This window comes from uncultured Luteimonas sp., from assembly GCF_947492465.1.
In the GTDB taxonomy this organism is placed as follows: domain Bacteria; phylum Pseudomonadota; class Gammaproteobacteria; order Xanthomonadales; family Xanthomonadaceae; genus Luteimonas.
This window is the reverse complement of record NZ_CANLNF010000002.1, coordinates 131,972-153,213: the sequence shown is the minus strand read 5'-3', so window position 1 is coordinate 153,213 and position 21,242 is coordinate 131,972. Positions and strand designations below refer to the sequence as shown.

The window sequence follows — 21,242 nt, the reverse complement described above, 5'->3', positions numbered from 1 at the left end:
GGCTCACCACTTGAACAGCACCAGGCTGATCGCCAGCGCGCCCATGCCGGTGACCAGGCCGTACACGGTCTCGTGCCCCTTGGCGTAGCGCTTGGCGGCCGGCAGCAGCTCGTCCAGGGCCAGGAACACCATCACCCCGGCGATCAGGCCGAACACCGCGCCGAACACCGCGTCGGACAGGAACGGGCGCAGCAGGACGTAGCCGATGATCGCGCCGATCGGCTCGGCCAGGCCCGAGACCAGGCAGGCGATGAAGGCGTAGGTCCTGTTGTTGGTCGCGAAGTACACCGGCACCGCGATGGCGATGCCCTCGGGGATGTTGTGGATGGCGATCGCGAAGGCCAGCGGCAGGCCCACCCCGGGGTTCTCCAGCGTGGCGAAGAAGGTCGCCAGGCCTTCCGGGAAATTGTGCGCGGTGATCGCGATCGCGGTCAGCAGGCCGACGCGCTTGATGTAGTCGCGGTTGTGCTCGCGGAAGTAGGGATCGTCGACCTCGAGCCGTTCGTGCGGGTTGGGGATGAGGCGATCGATGGTCACGATCAGCAGCACGCCGCCGAGGAAGGACAACGTGCCCCAGGTGAAGCCGAGCCTGTCGCCGAACTGCGCCGAGAACGCGGCGACCGACTTGCCCAGGATCTCGCCCAGCGAGACGTACACCATCGCGCCGCCGGCGAACGCCAGGCCGAACGCGAGCAGGCGCGCATTGGGTCCCTTCGACGCGAACACCAGCAGGCTGCCGAAGCCGGTGAACAGACCCGCCACCGTGGTCACTGCGAGCGCGATCAGCAGGTTCTGCGTCGGGATGTCGGTCATGCGCGGCGTGGGCTCCGGGGGACGCGACATCCTAGCCCAGCGCATGGTGCGCGCGACGCCTGCATCGGACGTCGCGTCGATCGCTACTTTGTATCGGGTCGATCGTCGCCGCCGAGGATGATCCGCGCCGCGCGCTGGTGGGTCCAGTACGCCACCGACCAGTTGAGCAGCACCACCGATCGGTTGCGGAAGCCGATCAGGAAGAACAGGTGCGCGACCAGCCAGAACCACCAGGCGAGGATGCCGGAGAAGCGCACCGCGCCGAGGTCGACTACCGCGGCCATGCGGCCGATGGTCGCCAGGTTGCCGGCATCGCGGTAGCGGAAGCTTGGCGCATCTCGCTGCTGCAGCCGCGCGCGGATCGCCTTCGCCACGTGCCGGCCCATCTGCTTGGCGGCCGGCGCCACGCCGGGCACCGGTCTGCCGTCGGCCTGGTCGAGGCTGGCCAGGTCGCCGGCGGCGAAGATGTCGGGATGGCCGGGGATCGAGAGCCCGGGCGTCACGCGGATCCGCCCGGCGCGATCGAGCGGCACGTCCAGGCACCGCGCCAGCGGCGATGCCGCGACGCCGGCAGCCCAGACCACGGTCCGCGCGGGCACGAAGCGGCCTTCGATCCGGTAGCCGTCGGCGCTGATGTCCTCGACCGCCGCGCCGGTCGACACTTCCACGCCGAGCCGCTCGAGCTGCGCACGCGCACGTGCGGACAGGTCTTCGGGAAACGAGGAGAGCACCCGCGGGCCAGCCTCGATCAGCCGCACCCGCGCGCGTGCCGGGTCGATGTTGCGGAACTCGCCCTGCAGCGTGTGGCGCGCGATCTCCGCCAGGGTGCCGGCCAGTTCAACGCCGGTCGGGCCGCCGCCGACGATGGCGAAGCTCAGCCAGGCGTCGCGCTCGGCGGGATCGGCCGCCGCTTCCGCGCGCTCGAAGGCCAGCAGCAGCTTGCGGCGCAGCTCGAGGGCGTCGTCGAGCGTCTTCAGTCCGGGCGCGTGTTCGGCCCAGTGGTCGTTGCCGAAGTAGGCGTGGGTGGCGCCGCTGGCCAGCAACAGGTAGTCGAAACCGATGCGCGCGCCGTCGGCCAGTTCGACCTGCCGGGCCGGCGCGTCGATCCGGGCCACCGTGGCCATGCGCACCACCACGTTCTTCTGCCGGCGCAGGATCTGCCGCAGCGGCGCGGCGATATCGGGCGCCGACAGGCCCGCGGTGGCGACCTGGTAGAGCAGGGGCTGGAACAGGTGGTGGTTGCCGCGGTCGACCAGGGTGATGCGGACCGGCGCGGACTTCAGCGCGCGCGCCGCCCACAGGCCGGCGAAGCCGCCGCCGACGATCACCACGTGCGGAAGCGCCCGGGTCATGCGTCCATTCCAGGCACGCGGCGCGAAGCGTCCGTGGACGCGACGCGACGCCGGACCATGCACGCCAGGCCGATGCGCTTGCGCGCGGGTCGCTCGCGACGACCCTGCGTGCGAGGCAGCGCCGTTGCGGCGGGAAACCGGCGGGCGTCGACCGCGCGTGCGCGCGGCGACGAGCCGCGGGCGGTCAACCGAGCTTCGCCGCCAGCTGGGCTTCGAGCTTGCGCTGGTCGGCGGCGAAGTTGCGGATGCCCTGGGCGAGCTTCTCGGTCGCCATCGGGTCTTCGTTGTGTTGCCAGCGGAAGCCCGCTTCGTCGAGCGCGGCCGGCGCGGTCGCGCGTTCGCCGCCCTCGACCAGGGCGCGTTCGACCGTCGCGTCCGATGCCTCCAGGGCGCCGAGCAGGTCTGGCGAGATGGTGAGGCGGTCGCAGCCGGCCAGGGCCAGCACTTCGCCTGTGTTGCGGAAGCTCGCGCCCATCACCACCGTCTGGTAGCCGTGCTGCTTGTAGTACTGCCAGATGCGGGTGACCGACTGCACGCCCGGGTCGTCCTGCGGCGTGGCCGGCTTGTCCATGCCGTTGGCCAGGTGCCAGTCGAGGATGCGTCCCACGAACGGCGAGATCAGGTACACGCCGGCCTCGGCGCAGGCCACGGCCTGGGCGAAGGAGAACAGCAGGGTCAGGTTGCAGTGGATGCCTTCGCGCTCGAGCCGTTCGGCGGCGCGGATGCCTTCCCAGGTCGAGGCGATCTTGATCAGCAGGCGGTCGCGGCCGACGCCGGCCTGGTCGTACAGCCCGACCAGGTGGTGCGCCTTGGCGACGGTGGCCTCGGTGTCGAAGCTCAGGCGCGCGTCGACCTCGGTGGAGACGCGCCCGGGGATCAGCTTGAGGATCTCGCCGCCGATCGCCACCGCCAGCCGGTCGCTGGCGTCGGCCACCTTCGCTTCGCCACTGCCGGCCGCGCGGGCCAGCGCCCCGTCCACGTGTGCGGCATAGGCCGGCAGCGAGGCGGCCTTGAACAGCAGCGAGGGATTGGTGGTGGCGTCCATCGGCTTGAAGCGGGCGATGGCCTCGATGTCGCCGGTGTCGGCGACGACGGTGGACAGGGAGCGGAGCTGTTCGAGCTGGCTGGGCATGTCGGCGTGGGCGGTCTGGCAGCGGCGGAAGTGCGTATTGTCGCCGATCCATCGTGGCCCTGCCGTGTTGGTTTCAGCACGTACGATCGCGTCCGGGTCGCGCTACCCTGATGCCTGCGAACACACGGGAACCCACATGGCCGACAGCGACAAGCGCATCGCCCTGCTGATCGATGCCGACAACGCACCGGCGGCGAAGATCGACGCGATCCTCAACGAGGTCGCGCGCCACGGCGTGGTCAACGTGCGCCGCGCCTACGGCAACTGGAAAAGCCAGAACCTGATGGGCTGGGAGAAGGTGCTGCACGAGTACGCGATCCGCCCGATCCAGCAGTTCGCCTATTCGCCCGGCAAGAACGCCTCGGACATGGCGATGGTGATCGACGCGATGGACCTGATGTACGCGCGCACCCTGGACGGCTTCGCGGTGGTGTCGAGCGACGCCGACTTCACCCCGCTGGTGATGCGCCTGCGCAACGACGGCTACGCGGTCTACGGTTTCGGCCAGAAGCAGACGCCGCTGCCGTTCGTGAAGGCCTGTTCGACCTTCCTGTTCCTGGAGAAGCTGGGCGACGACGGCGACGTGGCGCCCGACCAGGCGCGGCCCAAGACCTCGGGCGAACTCAAGGGCGACCAGGCGCTGGCGCACCAGCTGCGCGGCGCGGTCGCGGCGGTGGCCGACGACGAGGGCTGGGCGCACCTGGGCGGCGTGGGCAGCCACCTCGGCAACCAGGGGTCGTTCGATCCGCGCAACTACGGCTACCGCAGCCTGAGCGCGCTGATCGATGCGGTGGAACTGTTCGAGGTGCGCCGCGAAGGGCAGAAGGTGCTGGTGCGCGAGCGTCCGCGCACCGAGCCGCGCCGACGCCGGCGCACGGCGAAGGCGCCGGCGGCGGGCAAGGCCGGACCGGGCGGCGGCGCTCAGTAGAGGTCGGCCGGGTCCACGTCCAGCGACCAGCGCACCTTGCGCGCTTCGGTCAGGGCGTGGATCGCCGGCACCGCGTCCTGCAGCGCGGCGTGCAGGCCGCGGCGCGTCGGCGCCAGCAGCAGCAGCTGGGCACGGTGCATGCCTGCGCGCCTGGGCATCGGCGCCGGCATCGGTCCGCTGATCGAGAGCGCGGGCGCCTGGGCGTCGGCGGACGCCGGCCCGCGCGCGCGCGCCGCGGGTTCGAGCAGGCGACGCACGGCCTGCAGGAAGGCCATCGGCGGTTCGGCGTGCTTGGACTCGGCGCGCAGCAGCGCCAGGTGCGCGTAGGGCGGAAAGCCGGCGGCCTCGCGCTGGGCCAGTTCGTCGCCGGCGAAGGCCGGATAGCCGCCGGCGATCAGCGTGGCCAGCAGCGGATGGTCGGCATGGTGGGTCTGCAGCAGCACCTCGCCGGCGCGGCGCGCGCGTCCGGCGCGCCCGGCCACCTGGATCAGCAGCTGGGCCAGCTTCTCGTGCGCGCGGAAGTCGGCCGAGAACAGCCCTTCGTCCACGCCCACCACGCAGACCAGGCTCAGGTCGGGCAGATCGTGGCCCTTGGCCAGCATCTGCGTGCCGATCAGGATGCCGGGACGGTCGCCGAGGCTGCCCAGCAGCTGCGCCAGGGCATCGCGGCGCTGGGTGCTGCCGCGGTCGATGCGCAGCACCGGCACGTCCGGGAACTTCTCGACCAGCACTTCCTCGATGCGCTCGGTGCCGGCGCCCTGCGGCTGCAGCGCCAGGCTGGCGCAGTCCGGGCAGGCCGGGGGTGCGGGCCGGCGATGGCCGCAGTGGTGGCACTGCAGGCGGCGTCCCTGCGCATGCACGGTCATCGGCCTGCCGTGTTCGGGGGTACTGCAGCGCGGGCACTGCGCGCTCCAGCCGCAGTCGTGGCACAGCAGCACCGGCGCGTAACCGCGACGGTTGCGGAACACCAGCACCTGGCCGCCGCTGTCGAGCGCCGCGCGGATCGCGTCGAGCATCTGCCCCGACAGTCCGGCATCGAGCGCGCGCTTGCGCACGTCCACCACGCGCACCGCGGGCGGCTGCGCATCGCCGGCGCGACGCGCCAGGCGCAGGTAGTCGTAGCGTCCGGCGCCGGCGTTGTGCAGGCTTTCCAGCGAGGGCGTCGCGCTGCCCAGCAGCACCGGTACCGCCAGCGCCTTGCCGCGCACCAGGGCGAAGTCGCGGGCGTGGTAGCGGATGCCGTCCTGCTGCTTGTAGCTGCCGTCGTGCTCCTCGTCGATCACGATCAGGCCGGCCTCGGGCAGCGGCGTGAACACCGCCGAGCGGGTGCCGACGATCACCCGCGCCTCGCCGCGCCAGGCCGCCGCCCAGGTCCGTGCGCGCTCGTTGTCGTTGAGTCCGGAATGGGTGGCATGCACCGGCACGCCCAGGCGGGCGCGGAAGCGCGCCAGCAGCTGCGGGGTCAGCCCGATCTCCGGCACCAGCACCAGCGCCTGGCGTCCGCGCGCCAGGCAGTCGGCGATCGCATGCAGGTAGACCTCGGTCTTGCCGCTGCCGGTGACGCCGTCGAGCAGCATCGGCGCAAAGCCCCGGGCCTCGCGCAGCGCCTCGATCGCGGCGCGCTGCTCGGCGTTGGGCGTCGGGCCGGGCCGCGGATCGGGCGCCAGCGCCGAGGCCGGAATGGCCACGCGCTCGGCGTAGCCGCGCCGTTCCAGCGCCCGCGCCGCCGTGCGCCAGTCCTCCACCACCGATGCCAGCGCGTCCTCGTCGCGCACCGCGTCGGCCAGCAGTTCGGCCAGGCGCCGCGGCCGGCTGCCGCTGCGCAGGCCGGGCAGGGCGGTCGCTCCGGTTTCGGTCAGGCGCCAGGCCCAGGCATGGGTGGCGGGCAGCGGTTCGCCGCGACGCAGCGCCGCAGGCAGCGCCGTGGCCAGCACCTCGCCCAGGGGCGCATGGGTATAGCGGGCCAGCCAACGCAGCGATTCGAGCAGTTCGCCGTGCAGCAGCGGCGTCCCGTCGAGCAGTTCGTGCACCGGCCGCAGCCGGCCCTCGGGGGCAGGGGCGGCCGACCCCACCCCGGCGACCACGCCGACCAGTTCGCGGGGCCCGAACGGCACCCGCACCCGCCGCCCGATGTCGTCCGCGCCGGCCAGGTGCCCCGCCGGGGCGGCATAGTCGAACAGCCGCAGCGGCGGCAGCGGCAGGGCAACCTGGAAGACGGGCGTGGGATCGGACACCGCGGAAGTCTAGCGACTGCGGGCCGCTCGTCCGGCGCGGGCCGGCGACGGCGACTTGCGCGCCCAAGTTCCCGCGCATTGGATGTAGGGCGTGCAAGTCGATGGCGGGGAAGGGATTTCCCCTTATCCACAATTTGTGTGGATAAGTCTGTGCACGAAGCGCTTTCCGGCATCATTTCTGCCGCGCCATGCAGGTGAAGAGCTGCCTTGGCGAAAAAAACGCCAACCGGCATTTTTTCAATAAATTCAATGAGTTGATCGTGAAACAAAGCGTTCACATACGCAAACGGGCTTCACGGTCCGGTCCGTATGACGTTTTCGCGACGCATGTGCACAACGTGCGCCTGCACAATCCGGCGCGGATCAGCGAATGAGACCGTCGTCAAGCCCGGCGGCGGCGCGGGAGGGGGCCGTATCATGGCGCGCAGCAGGCCGCCCCCGGGCCTGTAAACCGGTTTTCCATCCTTGAACGATCCTGCCGCGGCCCGTGCTGCCCTGACCGCTTTCCTGCGCGGCGTCGAACGCCGCGGCGTGGTGTTCGCCCATTGGCAGGGGGGCGATGCCGCGACCGGCGACGCCGCCCTGGCCGCCACCCTGCGCGGTTTCGCCCAGGCCGCCCCGACCCTGCCGTTCGCCGAGTGGCCGCGCCGGTTCTGGGCCATGCTGCTGGCCGCCCCGCAGCTGCGCGGTACCGCCGGCCACGCGGGCGACCTGCCCGCCGCGGTCGCGGCGCTGGCCAGCGGCCCGCGCGCGGCGCTGCTGCTGCGGGTGGTGGCCGGCCTGGCCGAATCCGAGGCCGCGGCCGTGCTGGGCATCGCCCGGCCGACCTACCGGTTGGCGCTGCAGCGCGCGCTGCCGCACCGCGACGACGGCAGCGCCGATCCCGAGACCTGGCGCGAACTGTCCCAGGCCGCGCAGGTGGCGATCCGCGCCGTGCCGGCCGAGCGCCTGGAAACCATCGCCATGCTGCGCGACGGCCTGCGCCCTCGTCCGGTACGCCCCACGCCGCCGCCGTCCACGCATTCGCGCGCGGGCTGGGTGTGGCCGGCGACGCTGGCGGTAGTCGCGCTCACTGCGGCCGCGCTGGCGGCGACCTGGTGGGGGCCGTGGCTGCCCCCGCCGGCGACCGACGACCAGGCCCGCATCCGCGTCGAGGACCTGCCGCCGCCGGACGCGCCCGCCGCGCGCTTCGACCCGGCGCAGGCGCTGGCCGGCCATCGCGATCTCGACCTGCTCCTCGCCCAGGCCACCGGCAGCTTCGACGACGACGCCGATCCGGCCTTCGACGCCTGGCTGGTGGTCGCGCTGGCGCAGGAAGACGGCCTGCCGGCGGCGCCCGACACCACCGCGGTCGATGGCGATGCCGCCTCGCAGGAGCTGGTGGATGCGCAGCGCTAGCCCGGTCCCGGCCCTGGCGGCCCTGGCGCTGCTGCTGGCAGCCGCGGTGGCGGGCGCGCAATCGCCGGATGCGCTGCAGCGCAACGCGGCGCGGCTGGCCGCGCTCACCCCCGAACAGGGCGAAGCGCTGCAGCGGCGGCTGCAGGCGTGGGAAGCGTTGCCGGAGTCGCTGCGGCGCGAACGCCGCGAGGTCTGGGATGCGTGGCGCGCGCTGCCCGAGGACGAACGCCGGCGCATGCGCGCCGCGCGCGAGACCTGGCGCTCGCTGCCGGTCGCCGAGCAGCAGGCGCTGCGCGCCCGGTTCGACGCACTCGATGCGGGCATGGCCCGCGGCTGGCTGCTGGGTCCGGTCCTGGGCGCGGACTGGCCGCGACTGCACGCGCTGTTCGCGCAGGTGCCGCCGGCGGAGCGCGACGTGCTGCTGCAGGTGCTGCGCGCCTTGCCGGCGCAGGCACGCGACGATCTGGCCGTCCTCGCCCAGCGCACCCCGCCGCAGGAGCGCGACGCGCTGCGCGACGCGCTGCTGGCGCAGCCGCAGTCGCAGCGCGCGCAGTGGCTGCGCCGGCGCGTCGATCCCTAGGCGTACGTGGCCAGGGTGCCGCGGCCGCCGCCCTGCACGCGGGACGGCCCAGCGGGGCAGCGGCAGCGCCAGCATGCGCCGCACGAGTCCCGGCCGCCACGCCAGCTGGTCCGCGCGAACTCGCGCTCGGCCCGCACGACCGACGCGTCGGGCAGTATCGCCCTCCCGGCTACAGCCAGACCAGGCTGGTGATCGTCGTGAACACCGCCCCGAAGCTCAGCAGGATCGAATAGCACAGCCCGATCACGCCGAACTTGAACAGGGTCATCGGCCAGCCCTGCCCATACACGCGCTTCTGCATCAGCAGCAGGTACAGCGGCATCCAGATCCAGATCGCGGCCTCGACCAGGTCGAACGCGATCAGCGCCGCCAGCTGCGTCGGCGCCAGCCAGTGCTCCAGGCCCATGGTCACGAACATCAGCAGCAGCGCCAGGCACAGGAACGCATGGCTGTGCAGCGCCACGATCAGGTGCTCCATGTACAGCCGCCGCTTGAACACGTAGGCGACCTTGAGCATCAGTGCGAACAGCGGCAGCAGCAGGAACAGGGTCGAGGGGATCGCGCCGAGCACCGCGTCCTTGAACAGGTCGGGGTCTTCCTGCAGGCGCGGGATGTTCTTTTCCAGGCGGCCGATCTGGCGGTTGATCCAGTCGTTGGCGAAGCCGGGCAGGGAGGCGATGCGGACCGGGTTGGTCTCCGCGTCCCAGGGCTCGCTGCCGCTGAACTGCAGCCGGTGCAGGCGCGGGACGGGCGGCGGGCCGCCGGTCTGTTCGGCCTTGCGGAAGGCGGCGATGCGCTCGTCGGCCTGCGCACGGATCGCGGTCTCGGAGGCCTGTAGCGCGGCATCGGCGGTGCGCAGTCCCGTGATCGCGCCGACGTTCGGAATGCGCGCGTCGTCCTCGGCCACCGCGATCTTCGGTGCCAGTTCGGCGCGTTCGGCCGCGAGTCTGGCCAGCGCCCGGTCGCGCGCCTGTTCGACCTCGGCGATGTCGCGCGCGGTCTCGATGCCGGAATCGCCGCCCAGCTGGACCGGGTTCTCGCCGCCGAAGCTCAGGGTCAGCTTGCCGATGAAGAAGGTCACGACGGCGATGAAGAAGAACAGCCGGAACGGACTGACGTAACGGATGCGGCGTCCGGCGATGTATTCCAGGGTCAGGTAGCCTGGCCGGGCGAGCAGCGGCCACAGCGTGCGCGGCGTCCGTCCGTCCCACTCGAACACGCTGTCGAGCACGTCGCCCACCAGGCTCGAGAAATGGCGCACCAGCCCCTTCACCGGCTGCCCGCAGGCGTAGCAGTGGTCTCCGAGCAAGGCGGTGCCGCAGTTGGCGCAGGCGACCTGCGCGGCGCGCGGGAGGCTCGGGCCTGCGGCGGCCGGCGGCGGCTGCGATGTACTCATGGCGTTGCGGTCCTCGACAGATTCAACCCTTGCCCTCCAGGTGGCAGAGCCGGCCAGGCGTTCCGCCCGGACCCCACCCGGACGGACATGCGCGCCTGCGGGGCGCGGTGGACCCGTGCGGAGCCTGCGCCGATCCATGACGGTCACGGGACGGGCGGTTAAGATACCGGCCGCCGCCGACCCGGCGCCAGCGCGCGACACTGGATCGCTGCCGGCCGCAGTCGCGCCTCCCCCGACTCCCATGACTCCGCCCGCCCCGACGGCGCGCTTCCGCGGCGAAGTGCGCACCACCGCGGTGCTCGCCGCGCCGCTGGTCGCCGGCCACCTCGCCACCGGCCTGATCGGCTTCGTCGACAACGTCATCGCCGGCCGCCACGGCACCAATACGCTGGCCGGCGTCGCGGTCGGCACCGCCATGTTCTGGCTGCCGATGATGGTGCCGATGGGCACGCTGATGGCGCTGCCGCCGTCGGTGTCGCAACTCGATGGCGCCGGTCGCCGCGCCGAGGTCGGGTCGCTGTTCCGGCAGGCGCTGTGGCTGTCGCTGATGCTGGGGCTGCTGCTGTTCGCCTTCCTCAGCCTGTCGGTGCATGCGCTCGAACCGATGGGCATCGCGCCGGAAGTGCGGCCCACGGCCGCGGCCTTCCTGCACGGCATCCGCTGGGGCATTCCGGCGCTCACCCTGTACCTGTGCATGCGCTACCTGTGCGACGGCCTGCACTGGACGCTGCCGACCATGGCCTTCGGCTTCGGCGGGCTGCTGGTGCTGCTGCCGCTGGGCTATGCGATGACCTTCGGCGCGTTCGGCTTCCCGGAAATGGGGGCGGGCGGCCTGGGCCTGGCCTCGGCGACGATGATGTGGCTGCAGGTGGCCGGGTTCCTGGTCTACCTGGCGCGGGCGCGCAGGTTCGAGGCGCTGCGCCTGTTCGAGCGCTTCGACCTGCCGCGCCGGGAAGAGATCTCCAGCCTGCTGCGCACCGGCCTGCCGATCGGCGTGACCGTGGCGATGGAAGGCGGCCTGTTCGTGGTCACCGCGCTGCTGATCGGGCGCCTGGGCGAGCTCGAGGTGGCTGCGCACCAGATCGCGATCAACGTGGCCTCGCTGTGCTTCATGATCCCGTTCGGCCTGGCCGAGGCCACCACCGTGCGCGTCGGCCATGCGATCGGCGCCGGCCGCGGCGCCCACGGCGTGCGGCGCGCCGCCTGCGCGGGGCTGGTGCTGGTGCTGGCCACGCAGGCGCTGTCGGCGGCGGTGCTGCTGGGCTGGCACGACGCGATCGCCGCGGTCTACACGCGCGACCTGGCGGTGGCCTCGCTGGCCGGGACGCTGCTGCTGTTCGCCGCGGCGTTCCAGTTCCCGGACGGGGTCCAGGTGCTGTCGGCCGGCGCCCTGCGCGGGCTCAAGGACACCCGCGTGCCGATGTTCATCGCCGCGCTCGCCTACTGGGGCGTGGGCATGCCGCTGGGCGCCGGGCTGGGCCTCGGCCTGGGCTGGGGCCCGAAGGGCATGTGGCTGGGCCTGATCGCCGGCCTGCTGGTGGCCGCGGTGCTGATGGGCTGGCGCCTGCTGCGCAGCAGCCGGCCCGGGGCCCTGCCACCCGGCCGGGTGACCAAAGGCGCATGAAAACCCCGCACGTGCCGGGTACCCTGAGCATCCGGAACAGCGAGCAAGCCCCCAAATGAGTCAAGCCCCTTCGCGTGGCCCCGTGGCCCGCGCCATCGTCGGTGTCTGGGACGGCATGAATTTCGTCCGCCGGCTGATCCTCAACCTGCTGTTCTTCTTCCTGCTGCTGCTGGTGCTGGCGGTCGTGGTCGAGGGCGGCAAGGGCCTGGCGCCGCTGGACAAGCGCACCACCCTGGTCTTCGCGCCCGAGGCGGTGCTGGTGGAGCAGTACACCTCCGATCCGATGAGCCGCTCGCTGCAGGCCAGCTTCGGCCAGGGACCGGCGGAAGTGCAGCTGCGCGACGTGCTGAAGGTGCTGGAGACCGCGCGCCAGGACGACAACATCGAGCGCGTGCTGCTGCGCGTGGACCGCATGGGCTTCAGCGGTTTCGCCGCGATCCGCGAGATCGGCGCGGCGATCCAGGCGCTGCGCGAATCGGGCAAGCAGGTGGTCGCCTTCGGCGAGCGCTTCACCCAGGCGCAGTACCTGCTGGCCGCGCACGCCGACGAGGTCTACCTCGACCCGCAGGGCGAGGTGCTGCTGCTGGGCCTGAGCGGCTACCGCCAGTTCTACCGCGAAGGCCTGCAGGACAAGCTCGGCATCGACATGCACCTGTTCAAGGTGGGCGAGTACAAGTCCGCCGCCGAGCCCTTCATCCGCGACGACGCCTCGCCCGAAGCCAAGGAAGCCGACCTGTTCTGGCGCGGCGACGTGTGGCAGCGCTACCTGGCCGACGTCGCCCGCCTGCGCGGCACCAGCGCCGCGAAGCTCGCGGCCGACATCGACAGCCTGCCCGACGGCATCACCGCCGCCAACGGCGACACCGCGCAGTACGCGCTGCAGCAGAAGCTGGTCGACGGGCTGAAGACGCAGGAAGAGGTGGAGAACCTGCTGGCCGTACGTGGCGAGGCGGACGAGGATGCGCAGGGCGGCTTCCGCCAGGTCGGCTACCTCGATTACCTGCGCCATGCCGACGGCCCGCCGCGCGCCGCCGATCCGCGTCCGCAGGTGGCGGTGGTGGTGGCCGAAGGCGAGATCCTCGACGGCCGGCAGCCGCCGGGCCGGGTGGGCGGCGAATCGACCGCGGCCCTGCTGCGCGAGGCCCGCGACGACGAGGACGTGAAGGCGGTGGTGCTGCGGGTCAACTCGCCCGGCGGCTCGGCCTATGCCTCGGAAGTGATCCGCCGCGAGATCCTCGGCCTCAAGGCCGCGGACAAGCCCGTGGTGGTGTCGTTCGGCGACGTGGCCGCCTCCGGCGGCTACTGGATCAGCATGGACGCCGACCGCATTTACGCCGACCCGTCCACGATCACCGGCTCGATCGGCATCTTCGGCCTGATCCCGACCTTCCCGCGCGCGCTGGAGAAGATCGGCGTGCACACCGACGGCGTGGCGACCACGCGCATGGCCGGCGCCTTCGACCTCAGCCGGCCGCTGTCGCCGGAAGTGGGCCAGGTGATCCAGGCCTACATCGACAAGGGCTACCGCGACTTCATCACCCGCGCGGCCCAGGGCCGCAACCGGACGCCCGAGCAGATCGACGAGGTCGCGCGCGGCCGCGTGTGGACCGGCGCGCAGGCCATGGAGCGGGGCCTGGTGGATGAGGCCGGCGGGATCCAGGCCGCCGTGGCCGACGCGGCCGCACGGGCGCGGCTGGGCGAGGCCGGCAAGTGGCGCGTGCGCTACGTCGAGCGTGCGGCGACGCCGTTCGAGAAGCTCTTCGCGGGCTTCGTGCAGGGCCGCATTGGCCAGGCCTGGATCAAGGATTCGGCGTTCGCCCGCTCGCTGCTGTCGAGCGCGGTGCCGCAGGCCGAGCGCGACCTGCGCGTGCTGGAGCAGGTGCTGCAGACCCGCGACGGCGCCCCGGTCTCGGTGCTGGCGCACTGCTTCTGCGGGATCTGAGCGCGACGGATCGCCGCGCAGGTCTCGTGCCTGCGCGGCCGCCAGCCACGCGCAGGTCGGCGCGCATCGTCCGCCCGGATCGGGCAGGCGCCTGAGGGTCACCGCATCGGGCGGTCCCCTGCCGTTTCCGCACCGGTTGGCGCGCGCGCCGCAGTCCGGCGGACGCCAGCGCGCCGGCAGTGCGTGCCCGGACGCCTCAGCGCTTCACGTCCAGGCGGTCGCCGCGTACCAGCGCCATCACGTCCTGCGCATCGCAGAGGTTGAAATCGCCTGGTACCGAATGCTTGAGGCAGCCGGCGGCATGGCCGAAACGCAGGCTTTCGGCATCGTCCCAGCCCGACAGCAGCCCGTGCAGCACGCCGGCCGCGAACGCGTCGCCGCCGCCGATGCGGTCGACGATGCCGGGCAGCTCGCGCGGCTCGACCTGGTGCAGGTCGCCGCCACGCGTGGCCATCAGCGCGCCGAGCGCGTGATGCTCCACGCTGGCCTGGGCGCGCGTGGTGCAGGCCAGCCGCTGCAGGCGCGGGAAGGCGTCGAAGGCGCGCCGCGCCGCGCGTGCGAAGCGCTGCGCATGCGGCGCGTCCGGCTCGCCGCTCTCGGCGCCCAGCACCACGTCGACGTCGCGGTGGTCGGCGAAGGCGATCTCCGCGCCTTCCAGCAGCGGGCGCAGGATCCGCGCCGGATCCCCGTCCCATGCCGCCCACAGCTTGGGCCGGAAGTTGCCGTCGAAGGACACGCGCACGCCCAGCGCCGCCGCAGCGCGCACTGCCTCGGTGGCCGCGGTCGCGGTGGCCGCGCCCAGCGCCGGGGTCACCCCGGAAACGTGCAGCCAGCCGGCCCCCTGCAGCAGCGTCGGCCAGTCGTAGCTGGCGGCCGGGGCCATCGCGAAGGCCGAGGCGGCGCGGTCGTACAGCACCTCGCTGGGCCGGTGGCCGGCGCCGGCAGCCAGGAAATACAGGCCCATGCGGCCGTCGACCGCGCGCACCGCGCGGGTGTCCACGCCGTGCCGGCGCAGCTCGCCCAGGGCGGCGTGGCCCAGCGCGTTGTCGGCGGTGGTGCCCAGCATCGACACCTCGTGGCCGAAGCGCGCCAGCGAGACGCCGACGTTGGCCTCGGCGCCGCCGATCCGTACTTCCAGCGCGGGCGACTGCAGCAGCAGTTCGCGCCCGGGCGCCGCCAGGCGCAGCAGGATTTCACCGAAACACGCGATACGACCGGCCATGGGGTCTCCTGTCAGCGTTGCGCCCCGGAGGCCGGGGCGGGTAGGGCCTTTTGCGCCGCAGCATGCTTGCGGGGAAAGGTTTTGCTAGTTTTGACCAGCGGTGTCATTCGGCCCGCTCGGCAATTCGACCAGCGACACCATACAACCGTCAGCCGTTGCAGGGCCTACGTCTGACACCACGGGAGGGGAATTATGCAAGCTGCTTCGAAGGGAAAAAAGACACCGGTTACCTTGCTCGCGCTGTCCATCGGTCTCGCACTGCAGGCGCAGGTGCTGACGGCGGTGGCGCAGGACGCCGCCCCGGCGGCGTACGTCGCGCCCGCGCCGCGGGAGGACGCGCAGACCCTGGACACGATGGTCGTGACCGGATACCGCGCCAGCCTCGAGCGCGCGGTCGACATCAAGCGCGGCGAGGCGGGCGTGGTCGACGCGATCGTCGCCGAGGACATCGCCGACTTCCCCGACCTCAACCTCGCCGAATCGCTGCAGCGCATTCCCGGCGTGTCGATCACCCGCGAGGGCGGCGAGGGTCGCAACATCTCGGTGCGCGGCCTCGGCCCGCAGTTCACCCGGGTGCGCATCAACGGCATCGAGGGACTGGCCACCGGCGGCGGCACCGACACCTCCGGCGGCGTGAACCGCGCGCGCAACTTCGACTTCAACACCTTCGCGTCCGAGCTGTTCACCCAGCTCGTGGTGCGCAAGACCTCGGCGGCGGAGATCGAGGAAGGCTCGCTCGGCGCGACCGTCGACCTGCGCACCGCGCGCCCGTTCGACTATGACGGCTTCACCATGGCCGTCGGCGGGCAGATGGGCTACAACACCCTGGCCGAAGAGTACGACCCGCGCGGCACGTTCCTGGTCAGCAACACCTTCGCCGACGGGCATGCCGGCGCGCTGCTGTCGATCGCCTACACCGACCGCACCGTGGTCGAGGAAGGATCGGATTCGGTGCGCTGGTGGACCGCGCAGAACAGCACCACCAACTTCTTCGACCAGGATTCGCCGTTCCAGGCCGCGCTCGACCCCGACGTCTACCATCCGCGCATCCCGCGCTACAACAGCTACCGCCACGAGCAGGAGCGCCTGGGCATCACCGGCGCGCTGCAGTTCAAGCTCGGCGAGCGCACCGAACTGGTGTTCGACGGCCTCTACGCGCGTTTCGACGCCAACCGCTGGCAGGACAACATCAACGCGGTGTCCTTCAGCCGCACCAACGCCTCGGGCAAGCAGGAGACCGTCGTCCGCGACGGCGAGATCGACAGCCGTGGCAACCTGGTCTATGGCGTGTTCGACAACGTCGACATCCGCTCGGAAGGCCGCTACGACGAACAGTCGACGGAGTTCACCCAGCTCACCGCAGCGCTCGAGCATGGCTTCAGCGACAGCGTACAGATGAACGTGCTGCTGGGCATGTCGCAGTCCGAATACGACAACCCGATCCAGACCACGGTCATCGTCGACAAGTTCAACGTGGACGGCTACAGCTGGGACTACCGCGGCAACGACCGGCTGCCGGTGTTCGACTATGGCGACCTCGATCCGACCGACCCCACCGGCTGGACCCTGGCCGAGATCCGGCTGCGTCCGCAGTACGTCGAGAACACTTTCGACACCGCGACGATGGACCTGTCCTGGGCGGCGTCGCCCTACTTCACGCTCAAGGGCGGCGTGAACTGGAAGAGCTACGAGTACAAGAGCCGAGAATGGGGCCGCGGTACGCCCGGCAGCGGTCGCGTGGAGGGGGTCGCCGGCATTTCCATCGACGATGCGACGCTGGCGTCGCTGATGCGCGAATACAACATCCGCGCCGGCAACGCGGGCCGCGCGGTGGTGCCGGACGTGCAGGCGTTCGCGGCGCTGATGGGCATCCACGGCAATGCCGGGCCGTACGCGGTCCACACCGACCTGACCAACACGATCGCCAACAACCGCGCGATCCAGGAGGAGAGCCTGGGCTTCTTCCTGCAGGGCGACTTCAACTTCGACATCGGCGCGATCCCGGTGCGCGGCAACGTTGGCGTGCGGCGGGTGGACACCGAGCTGACCAGCATCGGCTGGGTCGACATCAACACGCCCGGGCAGGTGGTCCACAAGTACACCGATACCTTGCCGTCGTTCAACCTCGTCGCCGAACTGACGCCCGACCTGCTGCTGCGCGTGGCGGGCGCCGAGGTGATGACCCGGCCCAACCTCGGCTTCCTCGGCATCGGCACCAGCTTCAGCGTGGCCGGCGGTGCGCGCACGGTGACCACCGGCAACCCGCGCGTCGAGCCGTTCCGCGCCAAGACCTTCGACCTCGGCCTGGAGTGGTACTTCGGCGACGGCGGCCTGGTCTCGGTGGGCGCGTTCTACAAGGACATCGACAGCTACATCCAGACCTCGCGCGAAAGCCGGCCGTTCAACACCTCGGGCCTGCCGGCCTCGCTGCTGCTGCCCGAGTGGGGCGTGACGCCGGACGACGAGTTCGTGTTCCAGCAGCCGCTCAACACTCCCGGCGGCGAACTGACCGGTTTCGAGATCGGCTACCAGCAGCCTTTCACCTTCCTGCCGGGGATCTGGAGCGACTTCGGTGTGCAGCTCAACTACACCTACGTCGATTCGGAGATCCAGTACCTGTCCTCGTCGGGTGCGCCCAGCGCCAAGGGCCCGATGGTCGGCCTGTCCAACAATGCCTGGAACGCGACGCTGTACTACGACAACGACCGGTTCTCCGCCCGCGTTTCGGCGGCGTACCGCGACGAGTACATGAACCTGGTCCCCGGCCGCGAAGGCACCGACATGGAAGGCGCGGCCGCGACCACCACGGTCGACGCCTCGCTGTCGTACAACATCAACGAGAACTTCTCGGTCTCGCTCGAGGGCCTCAACCTGACCGACGAGTGGTCGGACCTGTGGCTGGACAGCGAGCGCAACATGCCGATCGCCTACACCCACACCGGCCGCCAGTACATGGTCGGGTTCCGCTACAAGTTCTGACCCGGACCGCCGGCCCCGCCCGGGCGGGGTCGGCGCGTCCCATCGCTGCTCTCCATCGGGGCCCTGCGGGCCCCGTTTTTTTGTCACCAAGGTCGCTCCCACAAGAGCGCGGCTGCGGCGGCCGTCTTGACAGGTCCGATCAGGCATCCGGCCGTGGGAGCGCGCTCGCGCGCGAAGGCATTCGCGACCAGGGTCGCTCCCACAAACGCGGCGGCGCGGCGGTCCTGACAGGCGGATCACCCATCCGGCCGTGGGAGCGCGCTCGCGCGCGAAGGCATTCCGCGACCAAGGTCGCTCCCACAAACGCGGCGGCGCGGCGGTCCTGACAGGGCAGATCATCCCTCCGGCCGTGGGAGCGCGCTCGCGCGCGAAGGCATTCGCGACCAAGGTCGCTCCCACAAGCGCGGCGGCGCGGCGGTCCTGACAGGGCTTGCAACGAGCGGGCGGTGCCGATTCAGCTGCCGCATGCCGGTGGGCCGATCAGCGACCGCGGCCACCTGCCCGCCACGGTCCGTGCAGTCGACCTGGGGCGTTCAAACGATCCGAACGGATCCAGCCCCATGGCCACCGTGCGGCGTCAGAACGTCCCTCGCTGGACGAACGGCGCGCGCTCGAAGAGCCGCCGTTCACCGCCGCGTGGATCGTCCTCCATGCGCGCGCTGCCGGCGAACACCATCGTCTCGCGCCGCTCCAGCGAGTAGGGCGACCAGTCCGCGGTCGCGCCCGCGCGCGGATCGCCGGTGCGCGCGAAGGCCAGCAGCGCCCCGGCCATGGCGCCGGCCACCCGTTGCGCCGCCAGCGTCGTGCCGGTCCGCGACCCCGGCTGGCCGATGTTGTCGAACACCAGCGGGATGTCGAGGGTGTGGAATGCGCGCAGGCGCTCGCCTTCGGCGCCGGGCGGATGCCAGTCGAGCTGGTAGGCCCAGGTATTGCCGCGTCCATCGCGGGCGCGCACCTGCAGTTCCTCGATCGCGCCGCGCCATGAGCGTCCCGCCGTGGTTGCGGCGAAGAAGATTTCGCTGGGCGTGCAGTGCGGATACAGCCGCCGGTATCCGGCGACCACCGATTCCGGATCGAGGTCCACGAACTGCTGCGTGCGCAGTTTCGCCGGCAGCGCGGCCCAGTCGAGGCTGAAGTTGCCAGGGTCGCCGCCGAGGAAGGCGCGCGTTTCGTCGCGGGTGTTGCCGATCACCATCGGGATCGACGCCGACTGCGCGGGGGCATCCGGCCAGAACGGATGCCGCGGCAGCGCCGCGTCGTCCATTACCGGCCCCAGGTACAGCGCCGTGTCCTCGACCCGCGAAGGATCGCGCGTGGCGGTGGCCTGCAGCAGCACCTCCTGCGGCAGCGTGGCCAGCGCCCGCGCCCGGTCGTGGGCGATGCCCAGCGCGTCCAGCAGCAGGCGCGCGCGCCCGTCCGCCGCGCGCGGGCCCGCCGCCGTGACCTGCTGTCCGCTCATGGTCCAGGCGCGGTGGAACAGGCCCTGCGCCGACGGCATCGCCATCAGCGTCGCGATCTTGGCGCCGCCGCCGGACTGGCCGAACACGGTGACGTTGTCCGGATCGCCGCCGAACTCCACCGCGTGCTCGCGCACCCAGTGCAGCGCCTGCACCAGGTCGAGCTGGCCGGCGTTGCCGGAGGCCGCGTAACCGGGACCCAGCAGGTCCTTCAGGTACAGGTAGCCGAAGGCATTGAGGCGATGGTTGAGCGTGACCACCACCACGTCGCCGCGCAGGCACAGCCGCGTGCCGTCGTAGAGCGGATCGCTGCCCGAGCCGGTGCTGAAGCCGCCGCCATGGATGTAGACCAGCACGGGCCGCCGGCCGCCATCGCGCAGGGCCGGCGTCCACACGTTGAGGAACAGGCAGTCCTCGCTGCCCGACCCGCCCTCGCCACGCTGCGGCGCGGACGCAGCGAACGCGGTGGCCTCGTGCACCCCGCGCCAGGCGGCCTCCCGGCGCGGCGGCAGGAACCGCTGCGCACCGGTGTCGGCGCCGTAGCGCAGTCCGCGGAACACGTGCACGCCGCCCTCGCGCGTGCCGGCCACGCGGCCGCCGCGCACGCGGGCGTGGCTGGTCGTGGGCGACGGCGACGGTACGGCGAATGCGGCGGCCGGGGCGAGGGTCGCCGCCGCGGACACGGCCGCCAGCCGCAGCAGCCGTCGACGTTCCGGCTGCACCGGCATCCCTAGCGCAGCGGCTCGCCGCGCGCGTAACCGGCGTGCGGTTCCATCGTGTCGAGGTTCCATTCGGCTTCGACGAAGGGCCGGCGCGTCGCGGCGTACTGCGGATAGCCGCCGACCTCGTCCTGGCTGTCGATGATCTCGCCGCGGCCCTCGACCACGTCGGCGACGATCCGGCGGTCGATCGGGTCGCGGTTCCACGGCGTGGCGCCGGCATTGGCGATTACCGCGTCCTGCACCCGGGCCGAAGGCAGCAGGCTCACCCCGAACGGCAGCGGCGGCGCGCTGCGCAACATGCTCACCTTGACCGGCGCGGTGGTGTAGCGCCCGACCTCCGGAATCGTCGCCTCGCCGATCACGTCGACCGCGAGGTTGTCCTCCAGGAACAGGTCGACATCGCCCGAGCCGCCGACCATGAACAGCGCCAGCTTGCGCGTGTCCGGCCCGGCGCGCAGCACGTTGCCGCGCAGGATCATGCTGCCGGTGGCGTACTCGTGGCCCAGCCACTCCTCGGCGATCAGGTTGTAGTGCGCGGCGCGCGCGCCGGGGTTGTAGATCAGGTTGTTGAGCACCTGCCCGGAGACTCCGCCCTTGAACAGCGGGTTGCGCTCGTAATTGTGCGCATACAGGTTGCCGGTGATCAGGATGTCCTGCACGTGGTCGTGCACCAGCGTGCCCTTGGAGTGCTCGCCCTTCCCGTGGCTGGAGTAGGCCAGCCCTTCGGCGATGAGGTTGTTGCTGAAGGTGATGCGGCGCGAGGTGCCCTTGCGGAAATCCTCCAGCGTCGTACCGCCCTCGATGAAGCGGGTGCCGGAGGACGACAGGCCTTCGTCGGTGCCCCAGGTCAGCGAGCAGTGGTCGACGATGACGTTCTCGGCGCGCACGGTGGAGATCGCGTCGAAGTCCACGCCGCTGCGCAGCGGCCTGCCCGCGTCGCCCGGACGCACGCGGATGTGGCGCACGACGACGTCGTGGGTGGCGATGTCGAGGCCGCCGCGAATCAGGGTGATGCCCGGCGCCGGCGCGGTCTGTCCGGCGATGGTGAGATAGGGCTCGGTGATGCGCAGGGTCTGCACATCGAGGTCGATCACGCCGCCCACCTCGAACACCACGATGCGCGGCCCCTCGGCCTCGACCGCCGCGCGGAACGAGCCCGGGCCCTCGGCGGCCAGCGTGGTCACGCGCAGGATCCGCCCACCGCGGCCGCCGGGCGTATGCGCGGCCCAGCCCTGCGCGCCGGGGAACGCCGGTGTCGGCTCCGGTGCGGCCGCCGCGGGCAGGACGATGGCCAGCAGGCAGGCGAGGGCGCTCGACCAGAGCAGGGTTCGGTGGATCGCAGGCATACGGATGGCTCCAGGACGGGCGGATTCGGGCGGCCGGGACCGGAATGTCCACCGGTATGCCGCACTGCACATTGAAGATGACACCGGTTTACCTTACAAGGACATCCGGGCTGCGGC

The 21,242-nt window shown here is 71.8% G+C and carries 14 protein-coding genes; 6 read left to right on the top strand and 8 right to left on the bottom strand.

What is annotated here, in order from left to right:
- Positions 1-3 precede the first annotated feature (3 nt).
- The 3 genes from zupT to tal form a co-directional block, all read right to left on the bottom strand.
- Positions 4-813, bottom strand: a complete 810-nt coding sequence (gene zupT / locus Q0863_RS05730; RefSeq protein WP_298576273.1) for a zinc transporter ZupT — start codon at positions 811-813, stop codon at positions 4-6.
- A gap of 83 nt (positions 814-896) precedes the next feature.
- Positions 897-2,165: an NAD(P)/FAD-dependent oxidoreductase gene (locus Q0863_RS05725; protein ID WP_298576271.1), complete on the bottom strand. Its 1,269-nt coding sequence runs from the start codon at positions 2,163-2,165 to the stop codon at positions 897-899.
- 184 nt (positions 2,166-2,349) lie between these two features.
- Positions 2,350-3,297 (bottom strand): transaldolase, encoded by a 948-nt coding sequence (tal, locus tag Q0863_RS05720; RefSeq protein ID WP_298576269.1) that lies wholly within the window; start codon positions 3,295-3,297, stop codon positions 2,350-2,352.
- Between the two features lie 136 nt (positions 3,298-3,433).
- On the opposite strand from tal, the gene Q0863_RS05715 reads away from it, so the two are divergent.
- On the top strand, positions 3,434-4,225 hold the full coding sequence (locus Q0863_RS05715; RefSeq protein ID WP_298576267.1) for an NYN domain-containing protein: 792 nt from the start codon (positions 3,434-3,436) through the stop codon (positions 4,223-4,225).
- On the opposite strand, the gene Q0863_RS05710 is transcribed toward Q0863_RS05715, so the two are convergent.
- On the bottom strand, positions 4,219-6,459 hold the full coding sequence (locus Q0863_RS05710; RefSeq protein WP_298576265.1) for a primosomal protein N': 2,241 nt from the start codon (positions 6,457-6,459) through the stop codon (positions 4,219-4,221). The genes Q0863_RS05715 and Q0863_RS05710 overlap by 7 nt on opposite strands.
- A gap of 465 nt (positions 6,460-6,924) precedes the next feature.
- Here Q0863_RS05710 and Q0863_RS05705 point away from each other — a divergent pair, with 465 nt between their 5' ends.
- Together Q0863_RS05705 and Q0863_RS05700 are read left to right on the top strand one after the other, a co-directional pair.
- Entirely contained in the window at positions 6,925-7,857 is a 933-nt protein-coding gene (locus Q0863_RS05705; RefSeq protein WP_298576262.1) for a sigma-70 region 4 domain-containing protein, read from the top strand.
- Positions 7,844-8,437, top strand: coding sequence for a DUF3106 domain-containing protein (locus Q0863_RS05700; protein ID WP_298576260.1), 594 nt, complete (start codon positions 7,844-7,846; stop codon positions 8,435-8,437). Before Q0863_RS05705 ends, Q0863_RS05700 begins: the two co-directional genes overlap by 14 nt.
- A 169-nt stretch (positions 8,438-8,606) precedes the next feature.
- Here Q0863_RS05700 and Q0863_RS05695 read toward each other — a convergent pair whose 3' ends face one another.
- Positions 8,607-9,833: a DUF3667 domain-containing protein gene (locus Q0863_RS05695; RefSeq protein ID WP_298576258.1), complete on the bottom strand. Its 1,227-nt coding sequence runs from the start codon at positions 9,831-9,833 to the stop codon at positions 8,607-8,609.
- A gap of 241 nt (positions 9,834-10,074) precedes the next feature.
- Here Q0863_RS05695 and Q0863_RS05690 point away from each other — a divergent pair, with 241 nt between their 5' ends.
- Complete coding sequence (locus Q0863_RS05690; RefSeq protein ID WP_298576256.1) at positions 10,075-11,457, top strand: MATE family efflux transporter; 1,383 nt, start codon at positions 10,075-10,077, stop codon at positions 11,455-11,457.
- 55 nt (positions 11,458-11,512) lie between these two features.
- Positions 11,513-13,399, top strand: coding sequence for a signal peptide peptidase SppA (gene sppA, locus Q0863_RS05685; RefSeq protein WP_298576254.1), 1,887 nt, complete (start codon positions 11,513-11,515; stop codon positions 13,397-13,399).
- Positions 13,400-13,595: 196 nt separating this feature from the next.
- On the opposite strand, the gene Q0863_RS05680 is transcribed toward sppA, so the two are convergent.
- Positions 13,596-14,621, bottom strand: coding sequence for a sugar kinase (locus Q0863_RS05680; protein WP_298576252.1), 1,026 nt, complete (start codon positions 14,619-14,621; stop codon positions 13,596-13,598).
- Between the two features lie 192 nt (positions 14,622-14,813).
- Here Q0863_RS05680 and Q0863_RS05675 point away from each other — a divergent pair, with 192 nt between their 5' ends.
- Positions 14,814-17,600, top strand: coding sequence for a TonB-dependent receptor (locus Q0863_RS05675; protein WP_298576250.1), 2,787 nt, complete (start codon positions 14,814-14,816; stop codon positions 17,598-17,600).
- 577 nt (positions 17,601-18,177) lie between these two features.
- Here Q0863_RS05675 and Q0863_RS05670 read toward each other — a convergent pair.
- Entirely contained in the window at positions 18,178-19,785 is a 1,608-nt protein-coding gene (locus Q0863_RS05670) for a carboxylesterase family protein (RefSeq protein ID WP_298576248.1), read from the bottom strand.
- Between the two features lie 2 nt (positions 19,786-19,787).
- Complete coding sequence (locus tag Q0863_RS05665) at positions 19,788-21,125, bottom strand: hypothetical protein (protein ID WP_298576246.1); 1,338 nt, start codon at positions 21,123-21,125, stop codon at positions 19,788-19,790.
- Positions 21,126-21,242: the final 117 nt, after the last annotated feature.